We start from the raw sequence: 26,015 nt of genomic DNA, 5'->3' as shown, positions 1-26,015 counted from the left end.
CGGGGCCCAATGCCATGGCCCGCCTGTTCGTCCTGCTCATGCTGCTTGTGCTGCCGACGCTGGCGTCGGCAGCCACGGTGGTGGGCGTCGTGTCGGAGCGCTCGGCGGCGGAGCTCGCCGCCGGGGCGCACCGTTTCCTCGACGCGCATCCTGACCACAGGGTGATCCTGCGCACGCCGGAGCAGCTGGCAGCGGCCAGTGACGCTGAACTTTCGACACTCTTCGCCGAGGCCGATGCCGTGCTGCTGGCGGCGGTCTTCGGCGACCAGGTAGGGCGCATCGCCCAGGTGATCGAGCGAACGCCGGCGGCCGATGTCCCGCTGCTGGCGATCAACGGCGACCGGCGCCTGACGCGGCTGTCCCGGCTCGAGGGCGAGCGGCTGCTGGCCGGGCTTAGCGAGGAAGCGCTGGGCGAGCTGTCGGCCGGACCCGAACCCGGCGAGACGGCGCAGGCGCACTACGACGCCCAGCGCGAGCGCTTCGCCGAACAGCGCGACTGGCTGGTCGGGCGCGCCTACTACCAGGGACGCAGCCCGGCGCATCTCGACGGCCTGCTGCGCTGGCTGCTGCTCCAGGCCGGGCATGAACTCGACGTCCCCGAGCCCTCTCCGCGCGAGGCAATCCGCTACCTGCGCCCCGCCCGGATGGACGAAGCCAGCGCCTCGCCGGCGGACCTGGAGCTGGCGAGCGGGCCGGCGGTGGCGCTGCTCGACCTCGACAGCGGCGATCGCCCCGGCGACCGGGCGCTGATCGACGCCACCTGCGAGGCGCTGGAACGGCGGGGCGTCCAGTGCGTGGCGGTGCTCTCGCGCTGGGGCGGGGCCACGCTGACCGCCGTCGAGGCGCTTCCCGACACCCTGGGCGACGCCGAGCTCACGGCCATTCTCTCCCTGCAGGACTTCATCCTCGGGGGCGGGGAGGGGCGGCGCGGCGTGACCGCGGCGCTCGAAGCGCTCGACGTGCCGGTGCTCAAGGGCATCCGTCTGGCCGATCGCAGCGAGGCCCAGTGGCAGCTCTCAAGCGACGGCCTTCCGCGCGACGCGGTGCACTATCAGCTGGCCATGCCCGAATTGCAGGGCGTGAGCCAGCCGCTGGTGCTGGCGGTGGCCTCGCCTGCCCGCATCGACGAGGCCACCGGCGTGGCGCTCCGACTGAGCGAGCCGGTGACCGAACGCGTCGACACCGTGGCGGCACGCCTGGCGCGCTGGCAGTACCTGCGCGAGGCGGACAACGCCGACAAGAAGGTCGCGCTGATCTACTACAATCACCCGCCGGGGCGGCAGAACGTCGGCGCCGACAACCTCGACGTGCCGGCCTCGCTGTTCGAGCTGCTCACTCGCCTGAAGGAGGCCGGCTACGATACCGGCGAGTTGCCAGAAAGTCCCGAGGCGCTGCACGACATGATACAGCAGCGCGGCGTCAACCTGCCCGAAGATCGCCAGGCCCTGGCCGAGATGACGGGTGAGGTCGCCTCGCTGAGCGACGACCAGTACCGTGCCTACTTTAATATGCTGCCGGCCGTGGTGCGTGCCGAACTCGAGCACGGCCCGCTCGGCTACATGCACGCCCGCCTGCGCGAGGCCGACGGCATGGGTGAGCCGGAACTGGTACGCGAACTGCTCGAGCGCAGCGCCGAGGACCTGCGCCACCTGCTCGAGCAGCACGAGCACCCGGCCCGAGCGCGCGCGCAGGACCTGCTCGACCAGTACGTGGAGGGCTGGCGTCGTCAGCTCGACCACGAGGGCGGGGCGGACGAGAGAGACCCAGGCGAACTCGAGGCCCTGCGCGACGCCCTGATCGCCACCGGCATTCCCGGGCTCTCCGGCTGGGGCGAGGCGCCGGGTCGCTCGATGGTGCACGAGGGGCGCATGCTCTTCCCCGGTCTGCGCTTCGGCAACGTCTTCGTCGGCCCGCAGCCGCCGCGCGGCTGGGAGATCGACGAGGAGCTGCTGCACGCCAACACCACCTTTCCGCCGACCCACCAGTACGTGGGCTTCTATCACTGGCTGCGCGATCACTTCGAGGCCGATGCCCTGGTCTACTTGGGTCGGCACTCGACGCGGGAGTTCCTGCCACGGCGTCGCGCCGGGCTGGCCGACGACGATTACCCCGACCTGCTCGGTGGCGACCTGCCACTGATCTATCCCTATATCGTCGACGGCGTGGGCGAGGGCATCCAGGCCAAGCGTCGTGCCCTGGGCGTGATGATCAGCCACCTGACACCGCCGCTTGCCGCCACCGAGCTCTACGATGAGCTGCTCGAACTGCGCCAGCTGGTGGAGACCTTCGAGTCGTCGGTCTCGCCCGATAGCCCCACGCGCCGACGAGCGGTGGAGATGCTGCGCGAGCGCATCGAGAGCCTGGCGCTGGTGGACGACTTCGAGCGCGAGATCGCCGGCGACCTGGGCCTCAGCGCCGACGAGGTGACGCTGGCCGAGGTATCCGAAGAGCTGCTGGTACACGAGGCAGGCCACTACGTGACCGACATGCAGGAGCGCTTCATGCCGCTCGGCCTGCATGTGTTCGGCCGCGACTGGAGTGACGAAGCCGTGGATACCCTGCTCGACTCGATGGGTGACGACGCGGACCAATGGCGCGACGGGCTGGCGGCATCGCCGGGGCACGAACGCGAGGCCCTGCTGGCCGCACTGGAAGGGCGCTTCGTCGCCCCCGGCCCGGGTAACGACCCGCTGCGCACCCCCGAGGTGCTTCCCACCGGGCGCAACTTTCATGCGCTCTCCAGCGACCTGATTCCCACCCGCGTGGCCTGGTCGCTGGGCAGCGACCTGGCGGCGACGGCGCGTTCTCGCGACCACACGAATCATGGCGACGACAATGAGGAGAGCGAGGCGGTGGTGTTGTGGGCCTCCGATACCGTGCGCGACGAAGGCGTGATGATCGCCTTCGGCCTCGACATGCTGGGCGTCAAGCCGCGCTGGAATTCGCGCGGCATCGTCCAGGGGCTGGAGCGGCTAGCGCTCGACGAGGCGCGCCCGCATCGCCGCGATGCGCTGTTTACCACCTCGGGCCTGTTCCGCGACCTCTACGAGGATCAGCTCGCCTGGCTCGACCTGGCCGTGCGCCTGGCCCTCGACGGGGCCAGCGAGACGATCCGCGTCGAGCATCCGCAGCTTGCCGCGGCGCTGGAAGCGGCGCTCGAACCGCTGCCCCACGACATGCGCGACCCGGGCGAGGAGAGGCTGGCAGATAATCGTGTCGCCGCACGCTGGGTGGCCGACACGCGCCGGCTGCTGGAGGACGGCATGACGGCGTCGAACGCCGGCGAGCAGGCGGCGCTGCGCGTGTTCGGCACCGCACCCGGCGCCTACGGGGCGGGGACCAATCGCCTGGCCTCGCGTTCCAGCGCCTGGGAGAGCCGCGATGAACTGGGCAGCGCCTACCGCCGCCGCATGGGCCATGCCTATGGCAGCCGCCAGGGTGGCGAGCCGGCACACGCCGCCTTCGATGCCAACCTGGCGCGGGTGGGCCGTACCTACCTGGGCCGGGCCAGCCATCTCTACGGTTTGCTCGACAACGACGATGGCTTCGACTTCCAGGGTGGGCTCTCCAACGCCGTCGAGCAGCTGCGCGGCGAGGCGCCGGACAACCGCGTGCTCAGCCATGCCGATCTCGACAACCCCCGGGTCGAGAGCCTGGAGCGGGCGCTGCTCGGCGAGCTGCGCGCCCGCAACCTCAATCCCCAATGGCTGCGCCCGCTAATGGATCACGGCTACGCCGGGGCGCGCACCATGGCCAGCGACTTCCTCGACAACCTGTGGGGCTGGCAGGTAACCAGCCCGGAGGTGGTGCGCTCCTGGGTATGGGACGAGGTCGACGCCGTCTACTTCCAGGATCGTCACGGTCTGGGACTCGACGACTTTCTCGCCGAGTCGCACAACGCCCACGTCAAGGCGCATATGCAGGCCATCGCCCTGCTGGCCGCCCAGCGCGGCTTCTGGGACGCCGATGCCGCCACCGAAGCGCGCCTCGCCGGCGAATTTGCCGAGCTGGTGATAGCGAACGGCCTGCCCGGCAGCGGACACGCCCATCCGGATCACCCGCTGTTGCCATGGATCGCCGAGCGCCTCGACGACGAGCGGCGCGAGTCGTTCGAGGAGGTGGTCGAGGCGGCGCGCACCGAGCGTGACCGACCCGCCCCCGCACCCTTGAGCATCCGCGATATCCAACTCGACAAGCGTGACGAAGAAGCGGTCAGCGAAAGCGAGAGCGCCGCCGCGGCAGCCGACGAACCGCGGGAGGCGCCTGCCGAAGGGCAGGGCGAAGACGAGGCCGGCGACGTGGGAGAGACGACCGCCGAGGGCGGACACCGGCTGCTACCCTGGCTGCTGACGGCGCTGACGCTCCTGCTGCTGCTGGGTGGCTACTTCCATGGGAGGCGCATGCGATGAATCTTGAACTGACCGCCGCCATGCTCGAGGTGATGGATATCGTGGTCGGCTGGCTGCTGGCGCCGGTCATGCTGGCCCTGATCGCGTTGACCCTGCTGTCGGTGTGGGAGCTGGGACTTGCCATCGGCGAGCGTGGCGGCGGTATCCGTCGCCTGGTCGAGGCGGGGCGCAGCGAGACCGTGGCGCGCCGCGCCCGGCGCGCCATCGACCGTGCCGACCTGCTGGCGCGCATCGGGCCCATGCTGGGGCTGATGGGCACACTGATCCCGCTCGGCCCCGGGCTCGCCGCACTGGCCAACGGCCAACTCGACGTGCTGGCCCAGGCGGTGACGGTAGCCTTCAATACCACGGTGCTGGGCCTGTTCATCGGCATACTCGGCTATCTGCTCGGCCGCCTGCGCCGGCGCTGGTACGACGCCGCCATGGTCCAGCTGGAGCGGGCCGCATGAGTATTCCCGAGTATCGCCGCAGCCGCTTCGACAGCGCCGACGAGGAGCCGATGGGACCGCTGGCCAACCTGGCGGACATCATGCTGGTGTTCGCCGTCGGCCTGATGGTCGCGCTGGCCGCCTCGCGCGGGGCGGAGGATCCTGGCGCCATGGACGTCGAGGCCGGCCGTGAGCTGCCGGAGCTGCCGGCCGGCCTGGGGGAGGCGGGCAGCGGCTTCGAGAGCGTGGGGCGGGTCTACCGCGACCCCGAAAGCGGGCGGCTGATCCTCATTGACGACTGAGCCTAGGGAGAACACCGCGTGACGAACCCCTGCCATACAGCCATCGGCTACGGCCTGCTCGGAACGGCGCTCGCGCTTGGCCTGGTGCTGTTGCCGCAAGCCGCCCGGGCCGAGGTCTGCGCCATCGACGACCGCGACCGCGAGGTGTGCCTTTCGGCCCCGGCAGAGCGCATCGCCGCGCTCTCGCCGGGCGCCACCGAGCTGGTCTATGCCGCGGGGGCGGGGGAGAAAGTGGTGGCGGTAGTGGCCTACAGCGACTATCCGCCCGAGGCTCAGGCGGTCACGTCGGTGGGCAGCCATACGCGCATGGACCTGGAAACCCTCGTTTCGCTGCGCCCCGACCTGGTGATCGGCTGGGTCACCGGCAACCCGCCGGAGCAGCTCGAGACCATTGAGGCGCTGGGCATGCCGGTGTTCTACATCGAGCCGCGGGACTTCGAGGGCGTGTCCCACGCCATCGAGCGGCTGGCGCGGCTCGCCGACACCCGCGAGGCGGGGGAGCGCGTGGCCGCCGAGTTCCGCGATGGCATGGCGGCGCTGGCCGAGCGCTACGCCGAGGCCGAGCCGATCTCGGTGTTCTACCAGGTGTGGGACGAGCCGCTGATGACCATCAACGACAACCACCTGATCGGCAAGGTGCTGACCCTGTGCGGCGGGGTCAACGTCTTCGGCGAGTTGTCGCGGCTGGTGCCGCGCATCGACGACGAGTCGGTGCTGGCCGCCGACCCCGAGGCGATCCTGGCCGGTGGCATGGGCGAGGAGAACCGCGGCTGGTTGACCCATTGGGAGCAGTACCCGAGCCTGACGGCAGTCGAGCACGACAATCTCTACTTCGTGCCGCCGTCGCTGATCCAGCGCCCCACGCCGAGGCTGCTGGAGGGCAGCCGGTTGTTCTGCGAGCAGCTCGACCGTGCCCGTGGCAAGCGCTGACGCCATGCGCATGCCGCGCCGACGCTCGCTGTGGCTGCCGCTGGGAATGCTGGCCCTGCTGGGGCTGGCGGCGCTGCTGATGTCGGTCACGTGGGGCAGCGCCGCGCTCACCCTTGGCGATGTATGGGCGGTAGTCCGGGGCGAGGGCAGCCCCCTGGCGCGCACGCTGATCCTCGAGCTGCGCATCCCGCGTTCGCTCTCGGCCTTCGCCGTGGGCGGTCTGCTCGCCGTCGCCGGCGCCCTGATGCAGGTGCTGCTGCGCAATCCGCTCGCCGACCCCTACGTGCTGGGCCTCTCCGGCGGCGCCTCGGTGGGTGCCTTGGCGGCGATGCTTGCCGGCCTGGGCGGGGCACTGATCACCGGCTCGGCCTTCGCCGGGGCCTTTCTCTCCACCCTGCTGGTGTTCGGCCTGGCCCACGGTACCGGCAGCTGGACGCCGTCGCGGCTGCTGCTCACCGGCGTGGTGGTCGCCGCCGGCTGGGGCGCGGTGATCACCCTGATGTTGGCGATCAGCCCCGCCGAGCGGCTGCCCGGCATGCTCTACTGGCTGATGGGCGACCTCTCCTATGCGCGCTCCCCCTGGCCGCCGCTGACGCTGCTGCTGGCGATCTGCCTGCTGCTGGTGCCGTTGGGGCGCAGCCTCAACGTCATGGCCCGCGGCCCGCTGCAGGCCGCCGCGCTGGGGGTCAAGGTGCGTCCGCTGGAGTGGACGATCTACCTCGTCGCCAGCGTGCTCACCGCCACCGCCGTGACCACCGCCGGCAGCATCGGCTTCGTCGGCCTGGTGGTGCCGCACATGCTGCGCCTGGTGCTGGGCAACGACCAGCGCCTGATCCTGCCGGCCTGTGCCCTGGCCGGCGGCTCCCTGCTGGTGCTGGCCGACACCCTGGCGCGCACCATGATCGCCCCGGAGCAGCTGCCGGTGGGGGTGATCACCGCGCTGCTCGGCGTACCGACCTTCCTCTTCCTGCTGTACCGGAGCCGCTGATGAACCGCCTCGAGACTCAAGAGCTGGTGATCGACGTGCCGGGGCGGCGCGACGGCCAAGCGCTCACGCTCAGCGTCGAGCCGGGACAGGTATGGGGCGTGCTCGGCCCCAACGGCGCCGGCAAGACCACGCTGCTGCATACCCTGGCCGGGCTGCGGGCGCCGCGGGCCGGGCAGGTGCTGATCGACGGCCGCCCGCTGGCGGCGCTGGGCCGGCGGCAGGTGGCGCAAATGCTGGGCCTGGTGTTCCAGGAACGCCACGACGGCTTTCCCGCCACGGTGCGCGAGACCGCGCTGATCGGCCGCCACCCCTGGCTCTCGGCGTGGCAGATGGAGGGCGGCGAGGACCTGCGCCTGGCCGAGGTGGCCCTCGAACGCCTCGACGTCGCGCACCTTGCCGAGCGCCTGGTGAGCACGCTCTCGGGCGGCGAGCGGCAGCGCCTGGCCATCGCCACGGTGCTGACCCAGGCACCGCGGATCTGGCTCGCCGACGAGCCGACCAACCACCTCGACCTGCACCATCAGACCGCGGTGATGGCGCTGCTCGCCGAGCAGGCCGGCGAGGGCCGCGCGGTGGTGATGTGCCTGCACGACCTCAACCTGGCGGCACGCTGGTGCGATCATCTGTTGCTGCTCTATCCCGACGGCGAGGCGTGCTGGGGGGCGGCCGGGCGCATGCTGGTGCCCGCCGCCCTGGAGCGGCTCTACGGCCAGCGCCTGGCCACCGCCGAAATCGACGGCGCCCCCGTTTTCGTTCCCGTGAGGTGATATGACCGACTCGACGATTCGCGGCGAAGCCCATGCCGCCCTGATCACCGCCCCCGGCTCCGGCCAGGGCAAGTCCATGGTCACCGCCGCGCTGGCGCGACTGCACCGTAATGCCGGGCGCCGGGTGCGGGTGTTCAAGCATGGCCCCGACTATCTCGACCCCATGGTGCAGGAGGTGGCCTCGGGCCAGCCGGTCTACCAGCTGCACCCCTGGATGACCGGCGAGGCGGAGTGCCGCTGGCGCCTGGCCGAGGCGGCCCGTGACGCCGACCTGATCCTGGTCGAGGGGTCCATGGGGCTGTTCGACGGCGATCCCTCCAGCGCCGACCTGGCGATACTCGCCGGGCTTCCGGCGCTGCCGGTGATCGATGCCCGCGGCATGGCGCAGACCTTCGGCGCCGTGGCGCTGGGGCTGGCGAGCTACCATCCCGAACTGGCCGTTCATGACGTGATCGCCAACCGTGTGGGCAGCCCGCGCCATGGCGAGATGCTGCGCGGGAGCCTGCCACCGGGCGTCGCGCTGCTGGGCGCCGTGCCGCGGCATGAGGCGTTGAGCGTTCCCGACCGCCACCTGGGGCTGGTGCAGGCCGGAGAACTCGATGATCTCGATGCCCAGCTCGACACCGCCGCCGAGGTGCTGAAGGAAGCCGGCCTCGACCGGTTGCCGGCGCGCGTGTCGCTCTCGGCCGAAGCCCCCGAGCCGCCGCCACGCCTGCTCGAGGGCGTGCGCATCGGCGTGGCGCGTGACGCTGCCTTCGCCTTTCTCTACCGCGCCAATCTCGACCTGCTCGCGGCGATGGGCGCCGAGCTGCGTTTCTTCTCGCCGCTGGCCGACCGAGAACTGCCCGGGTGCGATGCCCTGTGGCTGCCCGGCGGCTATCCGGAGCTGCATGCGGCGAGGCTTGCCGCCAATGCAGCAATGCGCTCCGCGATCCGCGCTCATCGCGCGGCCGACCGGCCGATCCTGGCCGAGTGCGGCGGACTGATGGCGAGCATGGAGGCCCTGGTGGATGGCGAGGGTAGTGAATACGCCATGCTGGGGCTGCTACCCGGCACCGCACGCATGGCAGGCAAGCTCAGCGCCCTGGGCCTGCAGAGCCTGGCGACCGACACCGGCGAGCTGCGCGGCCACACCTACCACCACTCATTGCTGGAGACGCCGCTGACGCCAGCCGCCCACGCCCGGCGCCTGGCCGGCAGCCCCGGCGAACCGGTCTATGTCGAGGGCAGGCTGGTGGCCAGCTACTTCCACGGCTATTTCCCCTCGGCGCCGGCGCTGGCCGCCGCCATCTTCCGCGGCGAGCCGCTGCGTTTCACCCCGATGGGTAAAGAGTGAGGAGACAACCATGCGCGAGAACGCCAAGGATCCCCAGCGCCATGCCCAGCGCATGGCCGCCAAGCAGAAGATCATGCACCAGCGCATCGCCGGCGCGCAGAAGGAGCAGGGCCTGCTGCTGGTGCTGACCGGCCCGGGCAAGGGCAAGAGCAGCTCCGGCTTCGGCATGCTGGCGCGTGCCTTGGGCCACGGCATGAAGGTAGGCGTGGTGCAGTTCATCAAGGGCACGCGGGAGACCGGCGAGGAGGCCTTCTTCCGTCGCCAGCCCGGCGTCGAATATCACGTGATGGGCGAGGGCTTCACCTGGGATACCCAGGACCGCGAGCGCGACACCCGCGCCGCCGAGGCTGCCTGGCAGGTCGCCCGCGGCATGCTCACCGATGCCAGCTTCGACCTGGTGCTGCTCGACGAACTCAACATCGCCCTGCGCTACGACTACCTCGACCTCGACCAGGTGCTCGACGACCTGCAGGCACGGCCGCCCATGCAGCATGCCGTCGTCACCGGGCGCTACGCCCCCGAGCCGCTCATCGAACTGGCCGACACCGTCACCGAGATGAAGGTGCTCAAGCACGCCTTCAAGGATCAGGGGGTCAAGGCGCAGAAGGGCATCGAATTGTAGAGCTCTTTGCTCGCTTCGGTGAAATCGATGAGCTTTTCCGGCGACAAGCCTACGCGAGGGCGCTGTGAACCCATCCCTGGGCGCTACTTTTGCCATCCATGGCAAAAGACCCTCGCTTCGGCTTGTCCCCGGCCTCATCCCGCTGCCTCTATTCCGCATGAAATTTTCTGGAGATTGCTACATGGCAGAACATGGCGGGCAAGCCGATCACGCCTTTCCGGAAGCGCAACGGGCCGGCCTTTATCGCGCCATCTTTGAGCGTCGGGATGTGCGTGCCCAGTTCCTGCCGGACCCGATTCCCCCGGAGGTACTGGCACGACTGCTGGAGGCTGCCCATCACGCGCCGTCGGTTGGCTTCATGCAGCCCTGGGACTTTCTGCTGATCGACAGCCTCGAGGTGCGGCGCCGGGTGCATGGCATCTTCGAGCGGGAGAACGCCAGGGCGGCCGAAAACCATGACGGTGAACGTGGGCAGTTGTATCGACGCCTCAAGCTGGAGGGCATCCTGGAGAGCCCGCTCAACCTGTGCATTACCTGCGACAGGACCCGCGGCGGCGAGCATGTGCTGGGGCGCAACAGCATCGTCGACACGGACCTGTTCAGCACCTGTCTGGCGGTGCAGAACCTGTGGCTGGCGGCCCGTGCCGAGGGCATCGGGGTGGGGTGGGTCAGCATTCTCGATCTGGAAGAACTGGCGGAGGTGCTGGGCTTGCCGGAAAGGGTCTATCCCTTGGCGTACCTGTGCCTGGGCTATGTCAGCGAGTTCCTGGTGAAGCCCGAGCTGGCGCGTGAAGGTTGGCGTCGGCGCCTGCCTCTCGCCGAGCTGGTGCATGGCAACGGCTGGGGGCAGGCGCTGGCGGACGAGGCGCTTCACGAGGCACTGCAAGAGATGGCCAGACCATGCCAACCCTGATGATTCAGGGCACCACCTCGGATGCCGGCAAGAGCACGGTGGTGGCCGGGCTGTGCCGGGTGCTGGCGCGGCGTGGCGTGTCGGTGGCGCCGTTCAAGCCGCAGAACATGGCGCTCAACAGCGCGGTGACGGTGGATGGCGGCGAGATCGGCCGCTCCACCGCGCTGCAGGCGCTGGCGGCCGGGGTCGAGCCCCACAGCGACATGAACCCGGTGCTGCTCAAGCCCGAGAGCGACCGCGGCGCCCAGGTGATCCTGCGCGGGCGGGTCCACGGCCATATGGACGCGCTGGACTATCACGCCTACAAGCGCACCGCGCGGGAAAGCGTGCTGGCGGCCTGGCAGGCGCTGTCTTCTCGCTATGACGTGATCATCGCCGAGGGCGCGGGTAGCCCGGCGGAGATCAACCTGCGTGCGAACGACATCGCCAACATGGGCTTCGCCGAGATGGTCGACTGCCCGGTCGTGCTGGTGGGCGATATCGACCGCGGCGGGGTCTTCGCGCAGCTGGTCGGCACCCTGGAACTGCTCGGCGAGAGCGAGCGCTCACGTACCCGTGGCTTCATCGTCAATCGCTTCCGTGGCGATATCGCCTTGCTCGAGCCGGGCCTCGACTGGCTCACCGAGCGCACCGGCAAGCCGGTATATGGCACGCTGCCCTATCTGCAGGGACTATTGCTCGATGCCGAGGACAGCATCAGCCGTAGCGGCCGGGTGGGGCCGGGGAGCACGCTCAAGGTTATCGTTCCAGCGCTGCCGCGCATCAGCAACCACAACGACTACGACCCGCTGCGCCTGCACCCACAGGTCGAACTCACCTTCGTGGGGCCCGGCCGGGAGATCCCGCCGGCGGATCTGATCCTTCTGCCCGGCAGCAAGAGCACGCGCAGCGACCTCGCCTGGCTGCGTGCTCAGGGCTGGGAAGCCGCCATCCATCGGCATCTGCGCTACGGCGGCCGGGTGCTGGGGATCTGCGGTGGCTTTCAGATGCTGGGCCTGGCCGTGCATGACCCGGAGGGCCTGGAAGGCCCGGCCGGCTCGACGCCGGGGCTCGGCCTGCTCGAGTTCGAGACCCGCATGGCGGCGGGCAAGCAGCTGCGTAACGTGAGTGGGCGCTTGCTTCCAGAAGGAGTGCCGGTCGCCGGCTACGAGATCCACAACGGGGTGAGCGAAGGGCCTGCCCTGGCGCGGCCACTCGTCGCGCTGCAAGGCGGGCCGGACGGTGCCGTCAGCGACGACGGCCGGGTCATGGGCACCTACCTCCACGGCCTGTTCGATGGCCCCGAGGCGTGCGCGACGCTGCTTGCCCGCTGCGGGCTCGAGACGCAGGTCGCCGCGGTGGACTACCGGGCCCATCGCCAGCAAGAGCTCGACCGACTGGCCGACTGCCTGGAAGCGCACCTGGACATGGCCGCCATCGTGCGTCTGGTGGGACTCTGAATCGCCTCTGCCGTCTCGTCCTTTAGTTCTATTCGTGTTGCTGCCGTTGTTGGCTCGGCTTGGAAAGTTGCCGCACAAGACAACGATAGAGCACATCGTACGCCGGAGTTGACGTGGACGTAAACTCCGGCGAATTGACGGTTATCTTGTCGACAATATCGCGCTTTCTGATGAGAGCGAAACTGCCATGTGTCCATCGCGACGGCATTGCGGCGCATTGTGCGGAAATGTTGTCGACTTCTTTCTCGTGACGCTACTGTCGTTCACTCGTTAAAAGGTCGAATGTTGCGCTGCGTCAAACGCGCGTACAACCAAGCTCAGCCAAGAACAACAACAACCGATCATGAGGACCGCTCAACAAACAGAACCGCTGAGGTATCGACGTGCCGCAAAATCGCGAATACGGCCAGGAACATCCCTACTGGTCACTAGGACCGTTCAAGGTCCGCCTGCCCTTCATACATTTTTCGTGGGCTATTCCCGAAACCATCCAGGCCATGGTGATGTTTGTCATCTCCCTGGGCATGATCCCGCTGCTCGAGCAGTACCTGGGCGTGCCCTACGAGGTCGGCCTGGCCTTCGTCGTCGTGTGTGGCATCGGCTTCATTCTGCCGCCGCTGTTGGGGGTACCCTTCATCGCCGGCTGGATCACGCCGGCCATTCCCGTGGTGCTGCTTTTCATCGGTGACTTCGAGCCGGGGCCCGAGGCCATTCGGGCGATGGTGGCGCTGCAGCTGATGGTCACGGCAATCTTCCTGTTCATGGCGGTCACCCGTCTGGGCAGCAAGCTGGTCAACAACGTGCCGGCCTCGATCAAGGCGGGTATCCTGCTAGGCGCGGGCATCGCGGCCATCAGCGGCGAGATCGTCGAGGGCGGCCGGCTCTACAACACACCCGTCTCGCTCGGCATCGGTGGGCTGATCACCCTCTACGTGCTGTTCTCGCTCTCCTTCCGCGATCTGGCCGAGAAGCATCGCTGGGCGCGCAACATCGTCGCCTTCGGCATGGTGCCGGGGATGCTCATCACCATGGCGATCGGCTGGGGTGTCGGTGAGTACTCCATGCCGACGGTGGAGTGGGGCCTGGCCGTGCCCGACTTCGCCGGTATCTGGGCCTACCTGCCGTTCACCATCGGCGCGCCCGGTATCGAGCTGATGGTGGCGGCGATTCCCACCGCCATCATTGCCTACATCATTGCCTTCGGTGACATCGTGGTGGGCCAGACGCTGCTCAAGCGCGTCGATCACCTGCGTCCCGACGAGAAGATCGAGGTCAACGTCGATCGCGTGCACCTGATCACCGGCATCCGCAACCTGATGCACTCGCTGCTGGCCCCCTATCCGGGCCTGGCCGGGCCGCTGTTCACCGGTGGCATGGCGACCGTGACCGAGCGCTACCGCTACGGGCGCAAGGCGATGGACACCATCTATTCCGGCACCGGGGTGTTCTGGATCGTTGGCTTCGTCGCCCTGTTCCTGCTGCCGCTGGTGACCTTCTTCCGCCCGGTGCTGCCCATCGCGCTGTCGATCACGCTGCTGATCACCGGCTATCTGTGCATCGCCGTGGCGGTGGAGCAGATCAAGAACGCCACCGCCATGGGCGTGGCGGGCATCATGGGCGTGGTGCTGGCGACCCATGGCGCCGCCTGGGGGCTGGGCATCGGCCTGATTCTCTATTTCCTGATCGAGCACCGTGCCCGCGGCGCTCGTGAAGCGGAGGAGCAGGAGCCAATCGCCGTGGAAGACGACATGCTGGTGGAGCGCGACGAGGAAGCGCCTGCACGGCCCGAGCCCGCCGTACATTGAGGGCCGTCCGCTGTCGATACGGGCCGACACCGCTGCGTCGGCCCGCGTCGAGGATCGACCCGGTCGGTCGAGTTCAATCCGGCGTGAACGGCAGCCGGCGCTTGTGTTCGGTGCGCCGGTAGGTGGTGACGATGGTGTCGAAGGCGCGCCGGGAAACCTCACGGTTCTCCAGGAAGGCGTCGATCTCCGCGTAGGTGACGCCGAGCGCCGCCTCGTCGAGCTTCTGCGGCGCCAGCGACTCGAGGTCGGCGGTAGGCGCCTTTTCGACCAGCGCATCCGGGGCGCCGAGGTGTCGGCCGAGCTGGCGTACCTGGCCCTTGGTCAGGCCGGTCAGCGGAGCGACATCGCAGGCACCGTCACCGTACTTGGTGAAGAAGCCCATCAGCGCCTCGGCGGCCTGGTCGGTGCCGATGACCAGGCCGCCGCGGCTGCCGGCCACGGCGTACTGGGCCACCATGCGCTGTCGTGCCTTGATGTTGCCCAGCACGAAGTCGCGCTGGCCGGGGTCTTCGAACGTCAGGCCGCCGCCCTCCAGCGATTCCAGCAGCGCATCGCTGGCCGGCTGGATGTCCACTTCCAGCACTTCGTCGGGTTGAATGAAGGCCAGCGCCCGGTCGGCGTCCTCGGCGTCCTGCTGTACGCCGTAGGGTAGGCGCATGGCAACGAAGGTCGCCGGTTCCCCCTGCTCGCGGCGCTGCTCGACGGCGAGCTGCGCCAGGCGACCCGCGACGGTGGAGTCGACCCCGCCGCTGATGCCCAGCACCAGCGTCGTCTGCCCGCTCTCGCGCATCAGGTCGCCAAGCATGTCGCGGCGCCGCTCCAGTTCATGCCGGACGTCGATGCTGGCCCTGGCCTGCAGCTGCATGCCGATGCCCCGCTGAACGGCCTGGCATGACGATGCCGCTTGCGTGCCCTGCGCCGCTCCCTCGAGGCATTGCCGGTGGTAGTGGGGCAGGCGTTCCAGCGCGTAGTGGGCCGCGGCCAGGCGCACTTCGTTGCGCTCGCCGTCGAAGCGACGGGTCTCGCAGAACAGGTAGTGAAGGCCGTCGCGGCGGAAGGCCCAGGCGAAGCAGACGGTGCCGATGGGGGTATCGTCGTCGCCGGGATTGGGGCCGGCAATGCCGGTGTTGGCCACGGCGACGTCGGCGTCGTTGTTGTTCAGGGCCCCGGCGGCCATTTCACTGGCCACGGCCTCGCTGGTGAGACCATGCCACTCGATGGTATCGAAGCTGACCGCGAGGTAGCGGTTCTTCGACTGGGGGGAATAGACCCCGAGGCCGCAGTCGATGCTCTGGCCGCTGCCGGGTACGCGGGCCAGCTCCGAGACGATCAGCCCGGCGGTGCAGGACTCGGCGGTGGCGAGCTTGAGGTCGTTGTCGATCAGGTAATCCGTGATCCGGTCGAGCAGTTCCATTGCACTTCCTCCTGGCTGAGCGTGGTCGCTTCCTTCTTCCCCCTCAAGCTAGACCACTCTCGGCGGGGCTGTCCTCGCTCGCCGCCTTCAAGCGCGAGGCGGTGGGGCAAATTGCGCGAACAGGGTCGGATCGTCGCTGATCGCGCAATCGACTCCCCATCCCCAGCGCGAGGCGAAGGCGGCCGGGTCGTTGGGCGTGTAGCACAGCAGGCGATAGCCGGCGTCCTTGATCTCCCGGGCGCGGCGGGCGGTGAGCCGTGTCCAGTCGGTATGAAGGCTGAAGGCATCGAGCGCCTCGCAGCGCGTGCGCCACGTCGCGGGTATGCCTTCGGTGAGCACGCCGATGGGCAGCAGCGAGGCATCGGCCAGTGAGCGGGCATGCTGCAGGGCGGGCTGGTCGAAGGAAGAGAGAATCAGGCGTTCGGGAGGCAGTGCCTTGAGCAGGCGGGGGACCACCACCTCGGCCAGCTCGGTACCGCTGCGCCGGTGGGTCACCTTGAGCTCCATGTTGACGCCCATCTCACGCTCCACCAGCAGCTCCAGCATGTCGCTCAGGGTGGCCATGCGCTCGCCGCGGAAGCCGTCGCCGAACCAGGCGCCGACATCGAGCCTGCGCACCGCGGCGAGATCCAGCGTGGCAAGCCGGCCATGGCCGTCGGAGCAGCGCTTGAGCGTGGCGTCGTGCCAGATCACCGGGGTGCCGTCGCCGAGCAGCTGGACGTCGAGCTCCACCCAGCGGAAGCCGGCATCGTGCGCGGCCCTCACCGCGGCCAGCGTATTCTCCGGGGCGTGGGCGGAGAGACCGCGGTGGGCGATCATGCGGGGCAGCGCGATGGCGGGGTGGGATGCGGGCATGTCGGGGCTCCGGGGGAGGTGGCTGGGCAGGCGAAACGAACGTCCTGAAGGCTGGCGGCCACCCGAAGGGGCACGCGTGGAATCGATCGCGACTATGCTAGGCTTGCAGCCTTTGACGATGCAACGAGGCAAGGCATGAAGGTGATGACCCCCGAGCGTGACGAGCAGCGCGATGCCTGGCTCGCCCGCCTGTGCGCCGATATCTACGGTAGGGAAGCGGGGCTCTCGCCGCTGGTCACGTTTACCGGCACGCGACAGGTGCTGTTCTCGCAGGAGGCCGCCCGCCTGTGGGCGCTGGTGGACGAGCAGGGCAGGCCCGGCGCGCTGGCCCTGCTGGCGCTCGATGTCTCGGGTGCGGGCATGTCGCTGAGGCTGCACGCCTCCCCCGGCGGTGATCGTGAGAGCCTGCGCCGGTTGATTCGCGAGCTGGCCCAGAAGGCCCCGCTGCGGGTCGATGCGCTGGACCAGGACGAAGAGGCGTTCTTTCGCCGCTGCGGCATCAACCGCTGGTTCGCCGCGCCCGGCGGGCGGCGCGTCGGGCTCTCGACCCACCATCCGGCGCGTGGCGTGAGCGAGCTGGAGCCGGCGCTGGGCTTCGATGACGATGCGGTGCTGCGCCGTTTCAAGCACGACCCGCGCTTCTTCGAGCAGGAGAAGGCGCACTTCGTCGAACGGCTGGCGGCGTTTCCCGGCTGAGCGCCGCCGGGATGTTGCCCCTTGACCGGCTGCGCAATCGGCGGTTGGATGGTGTCCACTTAACGTTAGCGAACGAAGGAAGATCTCATGGCCAAGCGCATCCAGTTTGCTCGCACCGGGGGTTCCGAGGTACTGGAACTCGTCGACGTCACGCCGGCCGATCCCGCTTCCGGCGAGGTTCGGGTCAAGAATGAGGCGATCGGACTCAACTTCATCGACATCTATTTCCGCACCGGCCTCTATCCCGCACCGGGCCTCCCGTCCGGGCTCGGCACCGAGGGCGCCGGGGTGGTCGACGCGGTGGGCGAGGGCGTCAGCCACCTCAAGGAGGGCGACCGTGTCGCCTACGCCCAGGGGCCGCTCGGCGCCTACGCCGAGTACCACGTGCTGCCGGCGGAGAAAGTCGTGGCGCTGCCCGCCACGGTCGCCACGGAGACCGCCGCGGCCAGCATGCTCAAGGGCTTGACCGTGCAGTACCTGCTGCGCCAGACCCGACCGCTCGAGGGCGGCGAGACGATCCTGTGGCACGCCGCCGCCGGCGGCGTGGGCTCCATCGCCTGCCAGTGGGCGCGCGCGCTTGGCGTCAAGCTGATCGGAACCGTCAGCTCGGAAGAAAAGGCGAAGCTGGCCAAGGCCAACGGCGCCTGGGCAACCATCGACTACACCCGCGAGGACGTGGTCGAGCGGGTGCGCGAGCTCACCGACGGCGAGATGTGCGACGTGGTCTACGACTCGGTGGGCAAGGACACCTGGATCACCTCGCTCGACTGCCTCAAGCCGCGCTCGCTGATGGTCAGCTTCGGCAACGCCTCGGGGCCGGTCGAGGGCGTCAACCTCGGTATCCTCAACCAGAAGGGCTCGCTGTTCGTGACACGCCCCAGCCTCAACGGCTACGCCGACACCCGCGAACGGCTGGAGATGATGTGCCGCGACCTGTTCGACATGCTGGGCAGCGGCAAGGTCAAGGTCGACATCGGCCAGCGCTTCGCCCTGGCCGACGCCGGCAAGGCTCAGGATGCCCTGGCAGGGCGCAAGACCACCGGCTCGACCATCCTGTTGCCCTAGGTGGGGTGACGCCCCGCTGCCTGACGCCCGCCTCCTCGAGGCGGGCGTCGTCGTTTCGCCCGAGCAGTGACAGTGCTAGGCGTAGTCCTGGGGCGATTCGATATCGAGCTGCGGCAGGATGGCGTCGAGTTCGAACTGCGAACGGGGTGTCAGGGAGCCGCTGCGAGACTCCCCGAGCGAGGGCGAGGCCAGCTCGAAGCCGTCGGCATGATCGTCGAACTGCATGATGTCGCCATCGAACTCGTCAAGCGTGTTGTGCAGGTTGTCCCGCAGCGCGGCGAGCATCGTCGTGCCGTTCTCACCCTCGGCGTTGGCATTGATCCATTCCACGGTCTGCTCGGGCGAGAGCCCGTGGAGTTCGCCGTAGCGGATCAGCAGGGGCACTGCGCTGTGCCCCTCGCCGCTCTGATCGATCAACACCTGGGCTGCCTCATCGCTGAAGCCGGCATGGGCGAGGAAGTCCGCCGTGGCCTGGGTCTCGAAGCGGCTGTTGTGCTGTGCGTTCAGGTAGGCGTCACGGCCGAACTGGGCCAGGGTCGCCAGGGTGGCGATGCCGAAGCCGACCGGGCCTGCCAGCGACGAGCTGCCGAATACCGCATAGCCGACTCCGCCCGCTACCGCCGCGTTGAGCCCGGCACCGACCACATCGCCCTCGTTCAGGCGCACCAACGCATCGACCCCGGCCAGGCTGGCACCAAACAGATGGACGAATTTGCCGCCCAGCTTTAGGCCGGGGGTGGCCCGGGAGCCTTCGCCGCCGGTGAGCAAGGCATCGACCAACTGGGCGCCGTCAACCCCGACCCGTGCCGTCTCGATGGAAACCTGCAGCGCGCCGCGCAGCGAGGGATCGTCACCGTAGGCCTCGATGGCATTGGCCAGCCCCGAGCCGACGATGGCGAGGGCCGAGGCGCGGAAGGCGCGATTGTAGGGCGAATCGCGGAAGATCTCGTTGCTCTTGTCCAGGGTGTTGTTGAGGTTGCGTGCCACGTCGATGCCGTAGCGCTGCGGGTCGAAGTCATCGGTAAATTCGGGTACCAACGCTGTGAAGGAGTCGGCGAGCTCGTCGAGTTCGTCGGCCGTGGTGCCGAGCAGTTCGGCGAGCTGGGGATTGTCGCGCAGTGTCTCGTCAAGCCGGGTCCGGGCCTCTTCCAGCGACTGCGCGTCGCTGGGATCGATGTCGCCGGACGGCAGGATCACGTTCTCGCGCAGGTAGGCACCGGCCAGGCTCACCGCCAGGGGATGCTCTTCGGTGATGCCCAGATCGTTGAAGGTCTCGATCAGGGCGTCGCCCGATTCTCCCGTCACCAGCTCGGGTCTCTCCTGCAGGGCCGTCGAGACGGCCAACTGGGCGTTGGGGTCGTCGAGCAGGGCGTCGATGCGTGGCTGCTGATCCGCTCGCACCTCGTCGGGCAGCGCCTGCAACTGCTCGATCTGTTCCAGCAGCCCGGCACCGCTGTCGGCCAGTTGCTCCTGGAGTGCCTCGAATTCCGCCTCCCAGTCGGGATTCGAGGCGATGTAATCCTCGATCGCCGTTTCGAGCTGCTCCTCCGTCATCGCCGCGCCGCCGTTGAGGATGAGGAAGCTCAATTCGTCGAGATGTTCGTGGTAGTCGTCGGCCTGTCCGGCGATGGTGTGGTCGCGGAGCTGCTCCACCGCGCTGAAGATCTCGTCACGAAAGCCCTCCACGCCTTCCAGCGAGGCGATTGACAAGGCCAGGCTGGGAATGGCCTCGCCGGAGGAGACCGCCTCGTGCATCTCGTTGCGCACCGTGTTCATGTCGACCGGGAACTGCTCGGCGAGCCGGCTGGCCGCACGGTCGCCCGCTTCCGTCCCGGCGATGCGGTCGAGGATTTCCCTCAGTATCATGGTGCCGTTCGGCCCGGCCATTGCCCCGCCATATGCCTGCAGGTCGCCCTGGTTGGCCGCTTCGATCTCGTCGACCAGGGCTTCCACCACCTCGCCGGCAAGCTCGGCTCCCAGCCCCGCGGTCAGGACCTCGAGGTGTTCGATCGTTTCGAGGGTTCGCCGTTGCGGGGTATCGGTACCTTCCAGTTCTCCGTCAAGCGGTTCGGCTGCCCAGGCGGCGGCATCATCGATGATCGCCTGGGCCTCGCTGGAGCGGTCGAGAGCGTCCCGCACCCGCTCCGGGGCATCGTCCCGCTCCGCTTCATAGGTGCGTAGCGCACTGGCCGGATCGTCCTCGGCGCGGGCGTCGGCGATGATCTCGCGGGCTTCCGATTCTGATTCCGGCCCGGTATGGCGACTCGGCTGCAGCGTCAGCCCGCTGTTTTGTGCGGCCTGCTCGATCGCCATCTGGGCGGGGCCGGCATCCACCCAGTCATGATCGTAGATGCGCTGCAGGGCGGCCTGCCGCTCATCGGCCGGCAGTGCCGCCAGGTAGCGTTCGATGTCCTGGGAAAGGGCGTCGATCTCGGTATCGAAATCGACCGCTGCCGGGTCGTCGGTATATTCCAGATCATTGCCTCGCTCGCGCAGGCCATCGATGAAGTCGTCTTCCCCTATGGGAATGCCTTCGGTGTCACGTGGCGACTGGGCCGCTTCCTCGGGGGAGGTATGCGGCACGAACACGACGTCGCCGGGGTCGATCTCGCCCGGATGAGAGATATCGTCGCGCTCGTTCAGGGCGAGGAAGTCGTCGAAGTCGAGGTGGAGCTCTTCGGCAATCTCCCACAGGCTGTCGCCTTCCTCGACGACGAAGGCCCGCTCCGTCGCACTGTCGAGTTCGTCTGGTCCGCCTGCCGATGCGCGGGCACCGAGGGCCTCCTCGACGGCCTGCTCGAAGCGCCGTCGCTCCGCCTCGGTCATGGCCCTGGACGTCACGCCGTCAGCCTGGTAACGGCGCAGCGATTCGATCTCGATTCGGTACGACATGCGGTGCTCCTCCCTCCGTGAAGGTTTCACCATAGGGAGGAGTGCCTGCCGGTTGTCTGAAGATTTGTTGAATCTTTCGTGGCACGCCGTCACTCGTTGCTGACGTAGGCGCCCATGGCGCGCATGCGTGACTCGAAGCGCGCCACGTTGTCGACCAGGACGTCGGGGCCGTAGGCCACGCACTCCGCCAGCAGCACCTCGATCAGGGTGATCGCCGAGAGTATCGAGGGGAAGAAGTGCGGCGTGGCGTTGGCCACGGTGAAGGTCAAGGCGGCCCCCGGCACCAGCGGTGAACGCAGGGTATCGGTGATGACGATGGCCTTGACCCCGCCCGCGCGAGCGATCTCCAGGGCGCGCATGGTCTCGGCGCAGTAAGGTTCGAAGCCGAAGGCGACCACCACGTCCTGCTCGCCGAAGGGCGCCAGCTCGGTCAGCAGGCCGCCCTCCTGGCCGCGAATCAGCTGCACGTTGGGCATGGCGATGCGCCCCACGTAGGCGAAGTGGTAGGCGCAGGCGAAGGTATCGCGAAAGCCGACCACGGCGATCTTCTCGGCGCCGAGCAGCAGCCTGGCCGCCTCGCGCACGCGCGCCTGGTTGTCGGCGGTGAACAGTCGGCCGATGTTGTCGAAGGCGGCATCGCCCACGTCGAGGAAGACCTGGTCGTCGGTCTGGCTGGCCAGGGTACGCAGGTCGCTGGCGCGACCCGAGAGTTCCACCGGGCCGGCCTGTACCGCCGACTGGAACACCTCGCGGAACTGCTCGTAGCTGCCGAACCCGAGGCGCTTGGCCAGGCGCACCAGGGTCGAGGCGGTCACACGTGCTGCGCTGGCTGACTTGCGGATCGACTGGAAGGCGATCTCGACCGGGTGCTCCAGCACGTAGCCGGCGGCGAGCTTCAACTGCGGGCTGAGCTCGGGGTAGGCGGCGGCCAGCTGTTGGTTGACGCTGTCCAGCCCCGTGGGCGGGGATTCCTGGCCGTTTTCCGGTTTGGCGGTCTGCGGATCCTGTTCCAGCACGACGGTCTCCTGACGGGATCATGGCCCCGCAATGCGGAGGGCAGGCGGGGCCGCATTGTAACGCATCGAAAGGGTGAAGGAACGAAACGAATGTTTCCATTTTATTTTATCGACGGCACGCGCGTATTGACGACATGAACCGCCTTGGCTAGGATGCCGCATAACACAAGTGTGTCGCTTTTCTTCGATAACGGCACGTTTGTTTCCATTCGGTATCAAGCGTACCGAGCGTTATGCAAGTCCCTGCCCACGATGCGTCGAGAGTGCCCGAACACCCATGAACACAGCCAGCCCCGAAACCCTCATCGTCGACCGCCAGGGCGCGGTCATGGAGATCCGCTTCAACCGGCCGCATCGCCTCAATGCGGTGGTGGAAACCCTCTACAGCGAACTGCTGGCGGCCTTGGCCGACGCCGAGGCCGACCCCGCCGTACGCTGCGTGATACTCACCGGCGAGGGGCGTGCCTTCTGCGTCGGCGCCGACATGAAGGAGCACGGCGGGGCCCGGCGCACGCTATTCCAGCGCCGGCGGTACCTGCAGCTGGGCAACGATGTGTGCGAGGCGATCCTGCGCCATCCCAAGCCGGTCATCGCCGTCGTCAACGGCTATGCCCTGGGGGCCGGCGCCGAGATGGCGGTGGCCTGCGACTTCATCGTGATGGCCGAGGACGCCCAGATCGGCTTCCCCGAGACCAGTATCGGCACCTGCGTCGGCGGCGGCGTCTCCAAGCTGCTGCCGCAGCTGGTGGGGCTGAGCATGGCGCGTCAGCTGCTCTACACCGGCAGGCGCATCGACGGCCGCGAGGCGGCACGTATCGGCCTGGCCACCTCCCAGCATGCGGCCGAGGCCCTGGCGGAAGCGGCGCACCGCCTCGCTGCGACCCTGGCGCGCCAGGCGCCGGTATCGATCGCCATGCTCAAGCGGCTGGTCAACCAGGGCAGCGACACCGGGCTCGAGAGCCAGCTGCAGCAGGAGCTCGACGCGGTCTTCACCTGCTCGACCACGGAGGACTGGCAGGAGGGGGTCGACGCCTTCGCCGAGAAGCGCGCTCCCGAGTTCCAGGGCCAATGAACGACTCAAGGAGGAACGCCATGAACCCGATCGAAGGACACCTCCCCGTACGCAGCCCGCTGCACGACATTCTGGCGCCCACCGGCATCGCCGTGGTGGGGGCCTCCAGCGATCCGACCAAGCGCGGCTACAAGGCCATGGTCGGCCTGATCAAGGACGGCTTTCGCGGCGACATCTACCCGGTCAATCCCAAGGCCGACATGATTCTTGGCATCAAGGCCTGGCCCTCGATCGCCGAGCTGCCCGGCCAGCCGGAGCTGGCGCTGATCTGCACCCCGGCCGCCAGCGTGCCGGGGCTGGTCGCCGAGTGCGGGCGCCGCGGCATCAAGGGCGCGGTGATTCTCGCCAGCGGCTTTGCCGAGACGGGCGGCGAGGGCGTCGAGCTGGAGCGCGAGATGATGCGCCAGGCCGAGGCGCACGGCGTGCGCATCATCGGCCCCAACACCTCCGGTGTGTTCAACCTCCACCATCGCCTCAACCTGCTGGCGCTGGACAACGTCAAGCCCGGCGACGTGGGCATCGTCTCGCAGTCGGGCAACATGCTGCTGTCGCTGGCGCTGGAGGCGCAGCACAACGGCCAGGTCGGCTTTTCCACCTACGTCGGCCCCGGCAACCAGAGCGACATCGGCTTCAACGACTACCTGCGCTACCTGGGCGAGGACGAGTACACCCGGGTGGCCACGCTCTACGTGGAGGGCTTTCGCGACGGCCGCAAGTTCCTCGAGGTGGCGCGCGACGTCACCGCCATGAAACCGGTGGTGGTCTACAAGTCCGGCTCCACCGAGGCCGGGCAGAAGGCGGCCAGTTCCCACACCGGGGCGCTGGCCGGCAGCTACGCCATGACCGTCGACCTGCTGCGCCAGGCCGGGGTCAGCGTGGTCCAGCACTCCGACGAGATCCTGCCGGTGGCCGAAGGCCTCGGTCTGCTGCAGAAGGCGCGCGGCAAGCGGGTGGCGGTGATCTCCGACGGCGGCGGCCAGGCCACCATCGCCTCCGACCGCCTGGCCGAGGCGGGGCTCACGCTGGCCGAGCTCGGCGAGGAGACGCGTCAGAAGCTGCGCGATGTGCTTTTCCCCCAGGCCTCGACGGTCAACCCGGTGGACGTGGCCGGGTCCACCGACGCCAACCCCTCGCTGCTGGCGACATGCATGGAGATCGTCGCCGCCGACGACAACGTCGACAGCGTCTTCCTGGTGGGCATGTTCGGCGGCTACAGCATCCGCTTCGCCGAATCGCTGCTGGGCGACGAGATGCGCGGCGCCGAGGCGATGGTGGATCTGTCCAAGGCTACCGACAAGCCGCTGGTCATCTACAGCCTCTACACGCCGATCAAGCCGCCGGCGCTGCGCCGGCTGCACGAGGCCGGCCTGCCGATCTACGCCTCCATCGAACACGCGGTACGCGTGCTCACGGCGCTGGGCGAGCGCGGCGACTACCTGCAGCTCGCCGAGAGCTTCCCGCGCGAGCCGGCGCTCGCGCCGAAGCCGGAGCTCGTCGAGCTGTTCGCCCGCGCCCGCCACGAGGGGCGCGACCTGCTCGAGTACGAGGCCAAGCGGCTGCTGCGCGAGCACGGCATCGAGGTGCCGCGGGAGGTCGTCGCACGCAGCGAGGCGGAGCTGGTCGCCGCGGCGGCCACCTTCGGCGACACGCCGCTGGCGATGAAGGTGGTCTCGAAGGACATCCTGCACAAGTCGGATGCCGGCGGGGTCAAGCTGAACCTGGTCGGCGAGGCGACGCTGCGTCGCGCGCGCGACGAGATCCTGGCCTCCTGCCGCGCCTACGACGCCCGGGCCGAGATCGACGGCGTGCTGGTCGCGCCGATGGCGAAGAAAGGGGTCGAGGTGATCGTCGGCGTGATCCGCGATCCGATCTTCGGGCCGGTGCTGATGTTCGGCCTGGGCGGGATCTTCGTCGAGATCCTCGAGGACGTCGCCTTCCGTGCGATTCCGCTGTCGCGCCACGACGCGCGCAGCATGGTGCAGCAGATCAAGGCGCGCAAGGTCCTCGACGGCGCCCGCGGCGAGCCGGCGGTCGACAAGGAGGCGCTGGTCGAGCTGCTGCTGACGGTTTCGCGTATCGCCGACGCCTACCCCGAGCTCAGCGAACTCGACCTCAACCCGGTGATCGTCAATGCCGACGGCTATGCCGTGGTCGATGCCCGCGTTATCGTGGAGCGTGAAGCCGCCAACGCTGCCAAGGAGCCCGCCGCATGAGCGACAACCCGACTCGACCCCCCCAGCCCGTGCTGCAGGATGCGCTGCTGACCCTGGAAGGGGGTGTGGCGACCCTGACCCTCGACCGTCACGACGTGCGCAACGCCCTGACCGGCACTGCGCTGGCCGACGACATCGTCGCCACGGCGGAGTGGGTCAACCGCTGCGACGACGTCTCGGTACTGGTTGTCACCGGTGCCGGCTCGGCCTTCTCCGCCGGCGGCAACGTCAAGGACATGGCCAGTCGCGGCGGCGACTTCGCCGGCGACGTGGCCGAGGTGGCGGCGCGCTACCGTCGCGGCATCCAGCGCATTCCGCTGGCGCTGCAGGCGGTGGAGGTACCGGTGATCGCCGCGGTCAACGGCCCCGCCATCGGCGCCGGCTTCGACCTCGCCAACATGGCCGATATCCGTATCGCCTCGCGCAAGGCCAAGTTCGGCGAGACCTTCCTCAACCTGGGCATCATCCCCGGCGACGGCGGCGCCTGGTTCATGCAGCGCCTCATCGGCTACCAGCGCGCCTTCGAGCTGACCCTCTCCGGCCGCGTGATCGACGCCGAGGAGGCCAGGGAGTACGGCATCGTGCTCGAGGTCACCGAGCCCGAGGCGCTGATGGACAAGGTCAGCGAGCTGGCGGCACGCATCGCCGCCCAGCCGCCCCGGGCCACGCGCCTGACCAAGCGGCTGATGAAGATGGCCCAGCGCACCGAACTCAAGGATTTCCTCGACCTCTGCGCCGTGTTCCAGGGCATGTGCCACAACGAGCCGGAGCATCTCGAGGCGGTCAACGCCATGCTGGCCAAGATGACCCGATAGCCGACTCTCCTCATGCCGGCCCGGCCTCGGCCGGGCCT

At 68.7% G+C, this 26,015-nt stretch carries 20 protein-coding genes; 16 read left to right on the top strand and 4 right to left on the bottom strand.

The window, feature by feature from the left end:
* Window positions 1–14 precede the first annotated feature (14 nt).
* The 11 genes from DIS04_RS15295 to DIS04_RS15245 all read left to right on the top strand — a co-directional run bounded on the left by DIS04_RS15295 (window position 15) and on the right by DIS04_RS15245 (window position 13,939).
* Window positions 15–4,409: a cobaltochelatase subunit CobN gene (locus tag DIS04_RS15295; protein WP_111414650.1), complete on the top strand. Its 4,395-nt coding sequence runs from the start codon at window positions 15–17 to the stop codon at window positions 4,407–4,409.
* Window positions 4,406–4,858 carry a MotA/TolQ/ExbB proton channel family protein gene (locus DIS04_RS15290; protein WP_111414649.1) on the top strand — a complete coding sequence of 151 codons (453 nt, stop codon included), beginning with the start codon at window positions 4,406–4,408 and terminating at the stop codon, window positions 4,856–4,858. The genes DIS04_RS15295 and DIS04_RS15290 overlap by 4 nt, the downstream gene beginning before the upstream one ends.
* Window positions 4,855–5,139, top strand: coding sequence for a DUF2149 domain-containing protein (locus tag DIS04_RS15285; protein ID WP_111414648.1), 285 nt, complete (start codon window positions 4,855–4,857; stop codon window positions 5,137–5,139). Before DIS04_RS15290 ends, DIS04_RS15285 begins: the two co-directional genes overlap by 4 nt.
* Before the next feature lie 18 nt (window positions 5,140–5,157).
* Window positions 5,158–6,069, top strand: a complete 912-nt coding sequence (locus DIS04_RS15280; protein WP_422668077.1) for a cobalamin-binding protein — start codon at window positions 5,158–5,160, stop codon at window positions 6,067–6,069.
* Between the two features lie 10 nt (window positions 6,070–6,079).
* Complete coding sequence (locus DIS04_RS15275) at window positions 6,080–7,057, top strand: FecCD family ABC transporter permease (RefSeq protein WP_111414729.1); 978 nt, start codon at window positions 6,080–6,082, stop codon at window positions 7,055–7,057.
* On the top strand, window positions 7,057–7,824 hold the full coding sequence (locus DIS04_RS15270) for an ABC transporter ATP-binding protein (protein WP_111414647.1): 768 nt from the start codon (window positions 7,057–7,059) through the stop codon (window positions 7,822–7,824). The genes DIS04_RS15275 and DIS04_RS15270 overlap by 1 nt, the downstream gene beginning before the upstream one ends.
* 1 nt (window position 7,825) lies before the next feature.
* Window positions 7,826–9,160, top strand: coding sequence for a cobyrinic acid a,c-diamide synthase CobB (locus DIS04_RS15265; protein ID WP_111414646.1), 1,335 nt, complete (start codon window positions 7,826–7,828; stop codon window positions 9,158–9,160).
* A gap of 10 nt (window positions 9,161–9,170) precedes the next feature.
* Complete coding sequence (gene cobO, locus DIS04_RS15260; RefSeq protein ID WP_111414645.1) at window positions 9,171–9,782, top strand: cob(I)yrinic acid a,c-diamide adenosyltransferase; 612 nt, start codon at window positions 9,171–9,173, stop codon at window positions 9,780–9,782.
* Between the two features lie 181 nt (window positions 9,783–9,963).
* On the top strand, window positions 9,964–10,695 hold the full coding sequence (gene bluB / locus DIS04_RS15255; protein ID WP_111414644.1) for a 5,6-dimethylbenzimidazole synthase: 732 nt from the start codon (window positions 9,964–9,966) through the stop codon (window positions 10,693–10,695).
* On the top strand, window positions 10,683–12,134 hold the full coding sequence (locus DIS04_RS15250) for a cobyric acid synthase (protein ID WP_111414643.1): 1,452 nt from the start codon (window positions 10,683–10,685) through the stop codon (window positions 12,132–12,134). The genes bluB and DIS04_RS15250 overlap by 13 nt, the downstream gene beginning before the upstream one ends.
* Before the next feature lie 503 nt (window positions 12,135–12,637).
* The gene (locus DIS04_RS15245) at window positions 12,638–13,939 is read left to right on the top strand and encodes a xanthine/uracil/vitamin C permease (protein WP_245904579.1); all 1,302 of its coding nucleotides are present in this window, start codon (window positions 12,638–12,640) and stop codon (window positions 13,937–13,939) included.
* Between the two features lie 73 nt (window positions 13,940–14,012).
* On the opposite strand, the gene nadE is transcribed toward DIS04_RS15245, so the two are convergent.
* Entirely contained in the window at window positions 14,013–15,353 is a 1,341-nt protein-coding gene (gene nadE / locus DIS04_RS20900; RefSeq protein WP_111414641.1) for an ammonia-dependent NAD(+) synthetase, read from the bottom strand.
* Window positions 15,354–15,440: 87 nt separating this feature from the next.
* Window positions 15,441–16,208 (bottom strand): glycerophosphoryl diester phosphodiesterase, encoded by a 768-nt coding sequence (locus DIS04_RS15235; protein ID WP_111414640.1) that lies wholly within the window; start codon window positions 16,206–16,208, stop codon window positions 15,441–15,443.
* Between the two features lie 135 nt (window positions 16,209–16,343).
* Here DIS04_RS15235 and DIS04_RS15230 point away from each other — a divergent pair, with 135 nt between their 5' ends.
* Window positions 16,344–16,904 (top strand): hypothetical protein, encoded by a 561-nt coding sequence (locus DIS04_RS15230; protein WP_111414639.1) that lies wholly within the window; start codon window positions 16,344–16,346, stop codon window positions 16,902–16,904.
* An 87-nt stretch (window positions 16,905–16,991) separates the two neighbouring features.
* Window positions 16,992–17,969, top strand: a complete 978-nt coding sequence (locus tag DIS04_RS15225) for an NADPH:quinone reductase (RefSeq protein WP_111414638.1) — start codon at window positions 16,992–16,994, stop codon at window positions 17,967–17,969.
* 75 nt (window positions 17,970–18,044) lie between these two features.
* Here DIS04_RS15225 and DIS04_RS15220 read toward each other — a convergent pair whose 3' ends face one another.
* Window positions 18,045–20,861: a LysM peptidoglycan-binding domain-containing protein gene (locus DIS04_RS15220; RefSeq protein ID WP_162623096.1), complete on the bottom strand. Its 2,817-nt coding sequence runs from the start codon at window positions 20,859–20,861 to the stop codon at window positions 18,045–18,047.
* 89 nt (window positions 20,862–20,950) lie between these two features.
* Window positions 20,951–21,877, bottom strand: coding sequence for a MurR/RpiR family transcriptional regulator (locus DIS04_RS15215; protein ID WP_245904578.1), 927 nt, complete (start codon window positions 21,875–21,877; stop codon window positions 20,951–20,953).
* 277 nt (window positions 21,878–22,154) lie between these two features.
* Between DIS04_RS15215 and DIS04_RS15210 the strand changes: the two genes are divergently transcribed.
* Genes DIS04_RS15210 through DIS04_RS15200 form a run of 3 tightly spaced genes read left to right on the top strand, consistent with a single transcriptional unit; the run spans window position 22,155 to window position 25,977 of the window.
* Window positions 22,155–22,949 (top strand): enoyl-CoA hydratase/isomerase family protein, encoded by a 795-nt coding sequence (locus tag DIS04_RS15210; protein WP_111414636.1) that lies wholly within the window; start codon window positions 22,155–22,157, stop codon window positions 22,947–22,949.
* Between the two features lie 20 nt (window positions 22,950–22,969).
* On the top strand, window positions 22,970–25,162 hold the full coding sequence (locus tag DIS04_RS15205) for an acetate--CoA ligase family protein (protein WP_111414635.1): 2,193 nt from the start codon (window positions 22,970–22,972) through the stop codon (window positions 25,160–25,162).
* Window positions 25,159–25,977: an enoyl-CoA hydratase-related protein gene (locus tag DIS04_RS15200; protein WP_111414634.1), complete on the top strand. Its 819-nt coding sequence runs from the start codon at window positions 25,159–25,161 to the stop codon at window positions 25,975–25,977. Before DIS04_RS15205 ends, DIS04_RS15200 begins: the two co-directional genes overlap by 4 nt.
* The last annotated feature ends 38 nt before the right edge of the window (window positions 25,978–26,015 follow it).

Origin of the sequence: Billgrantia lactosivorans (genome assembly GCF_003254665.1) — a bacterium.
In the GTDB taxonomy this organism is placed as follows: domain Bacteria; phylum Pseudomonadota; class Gammaproteobacteria; order Pseudomonadales; family Halomonadaceae; genus Halomonas; species Halomonas lactosivorans.
This window is presented reverse-complemented; position numbering and strand designations above follow the sequence as displayed.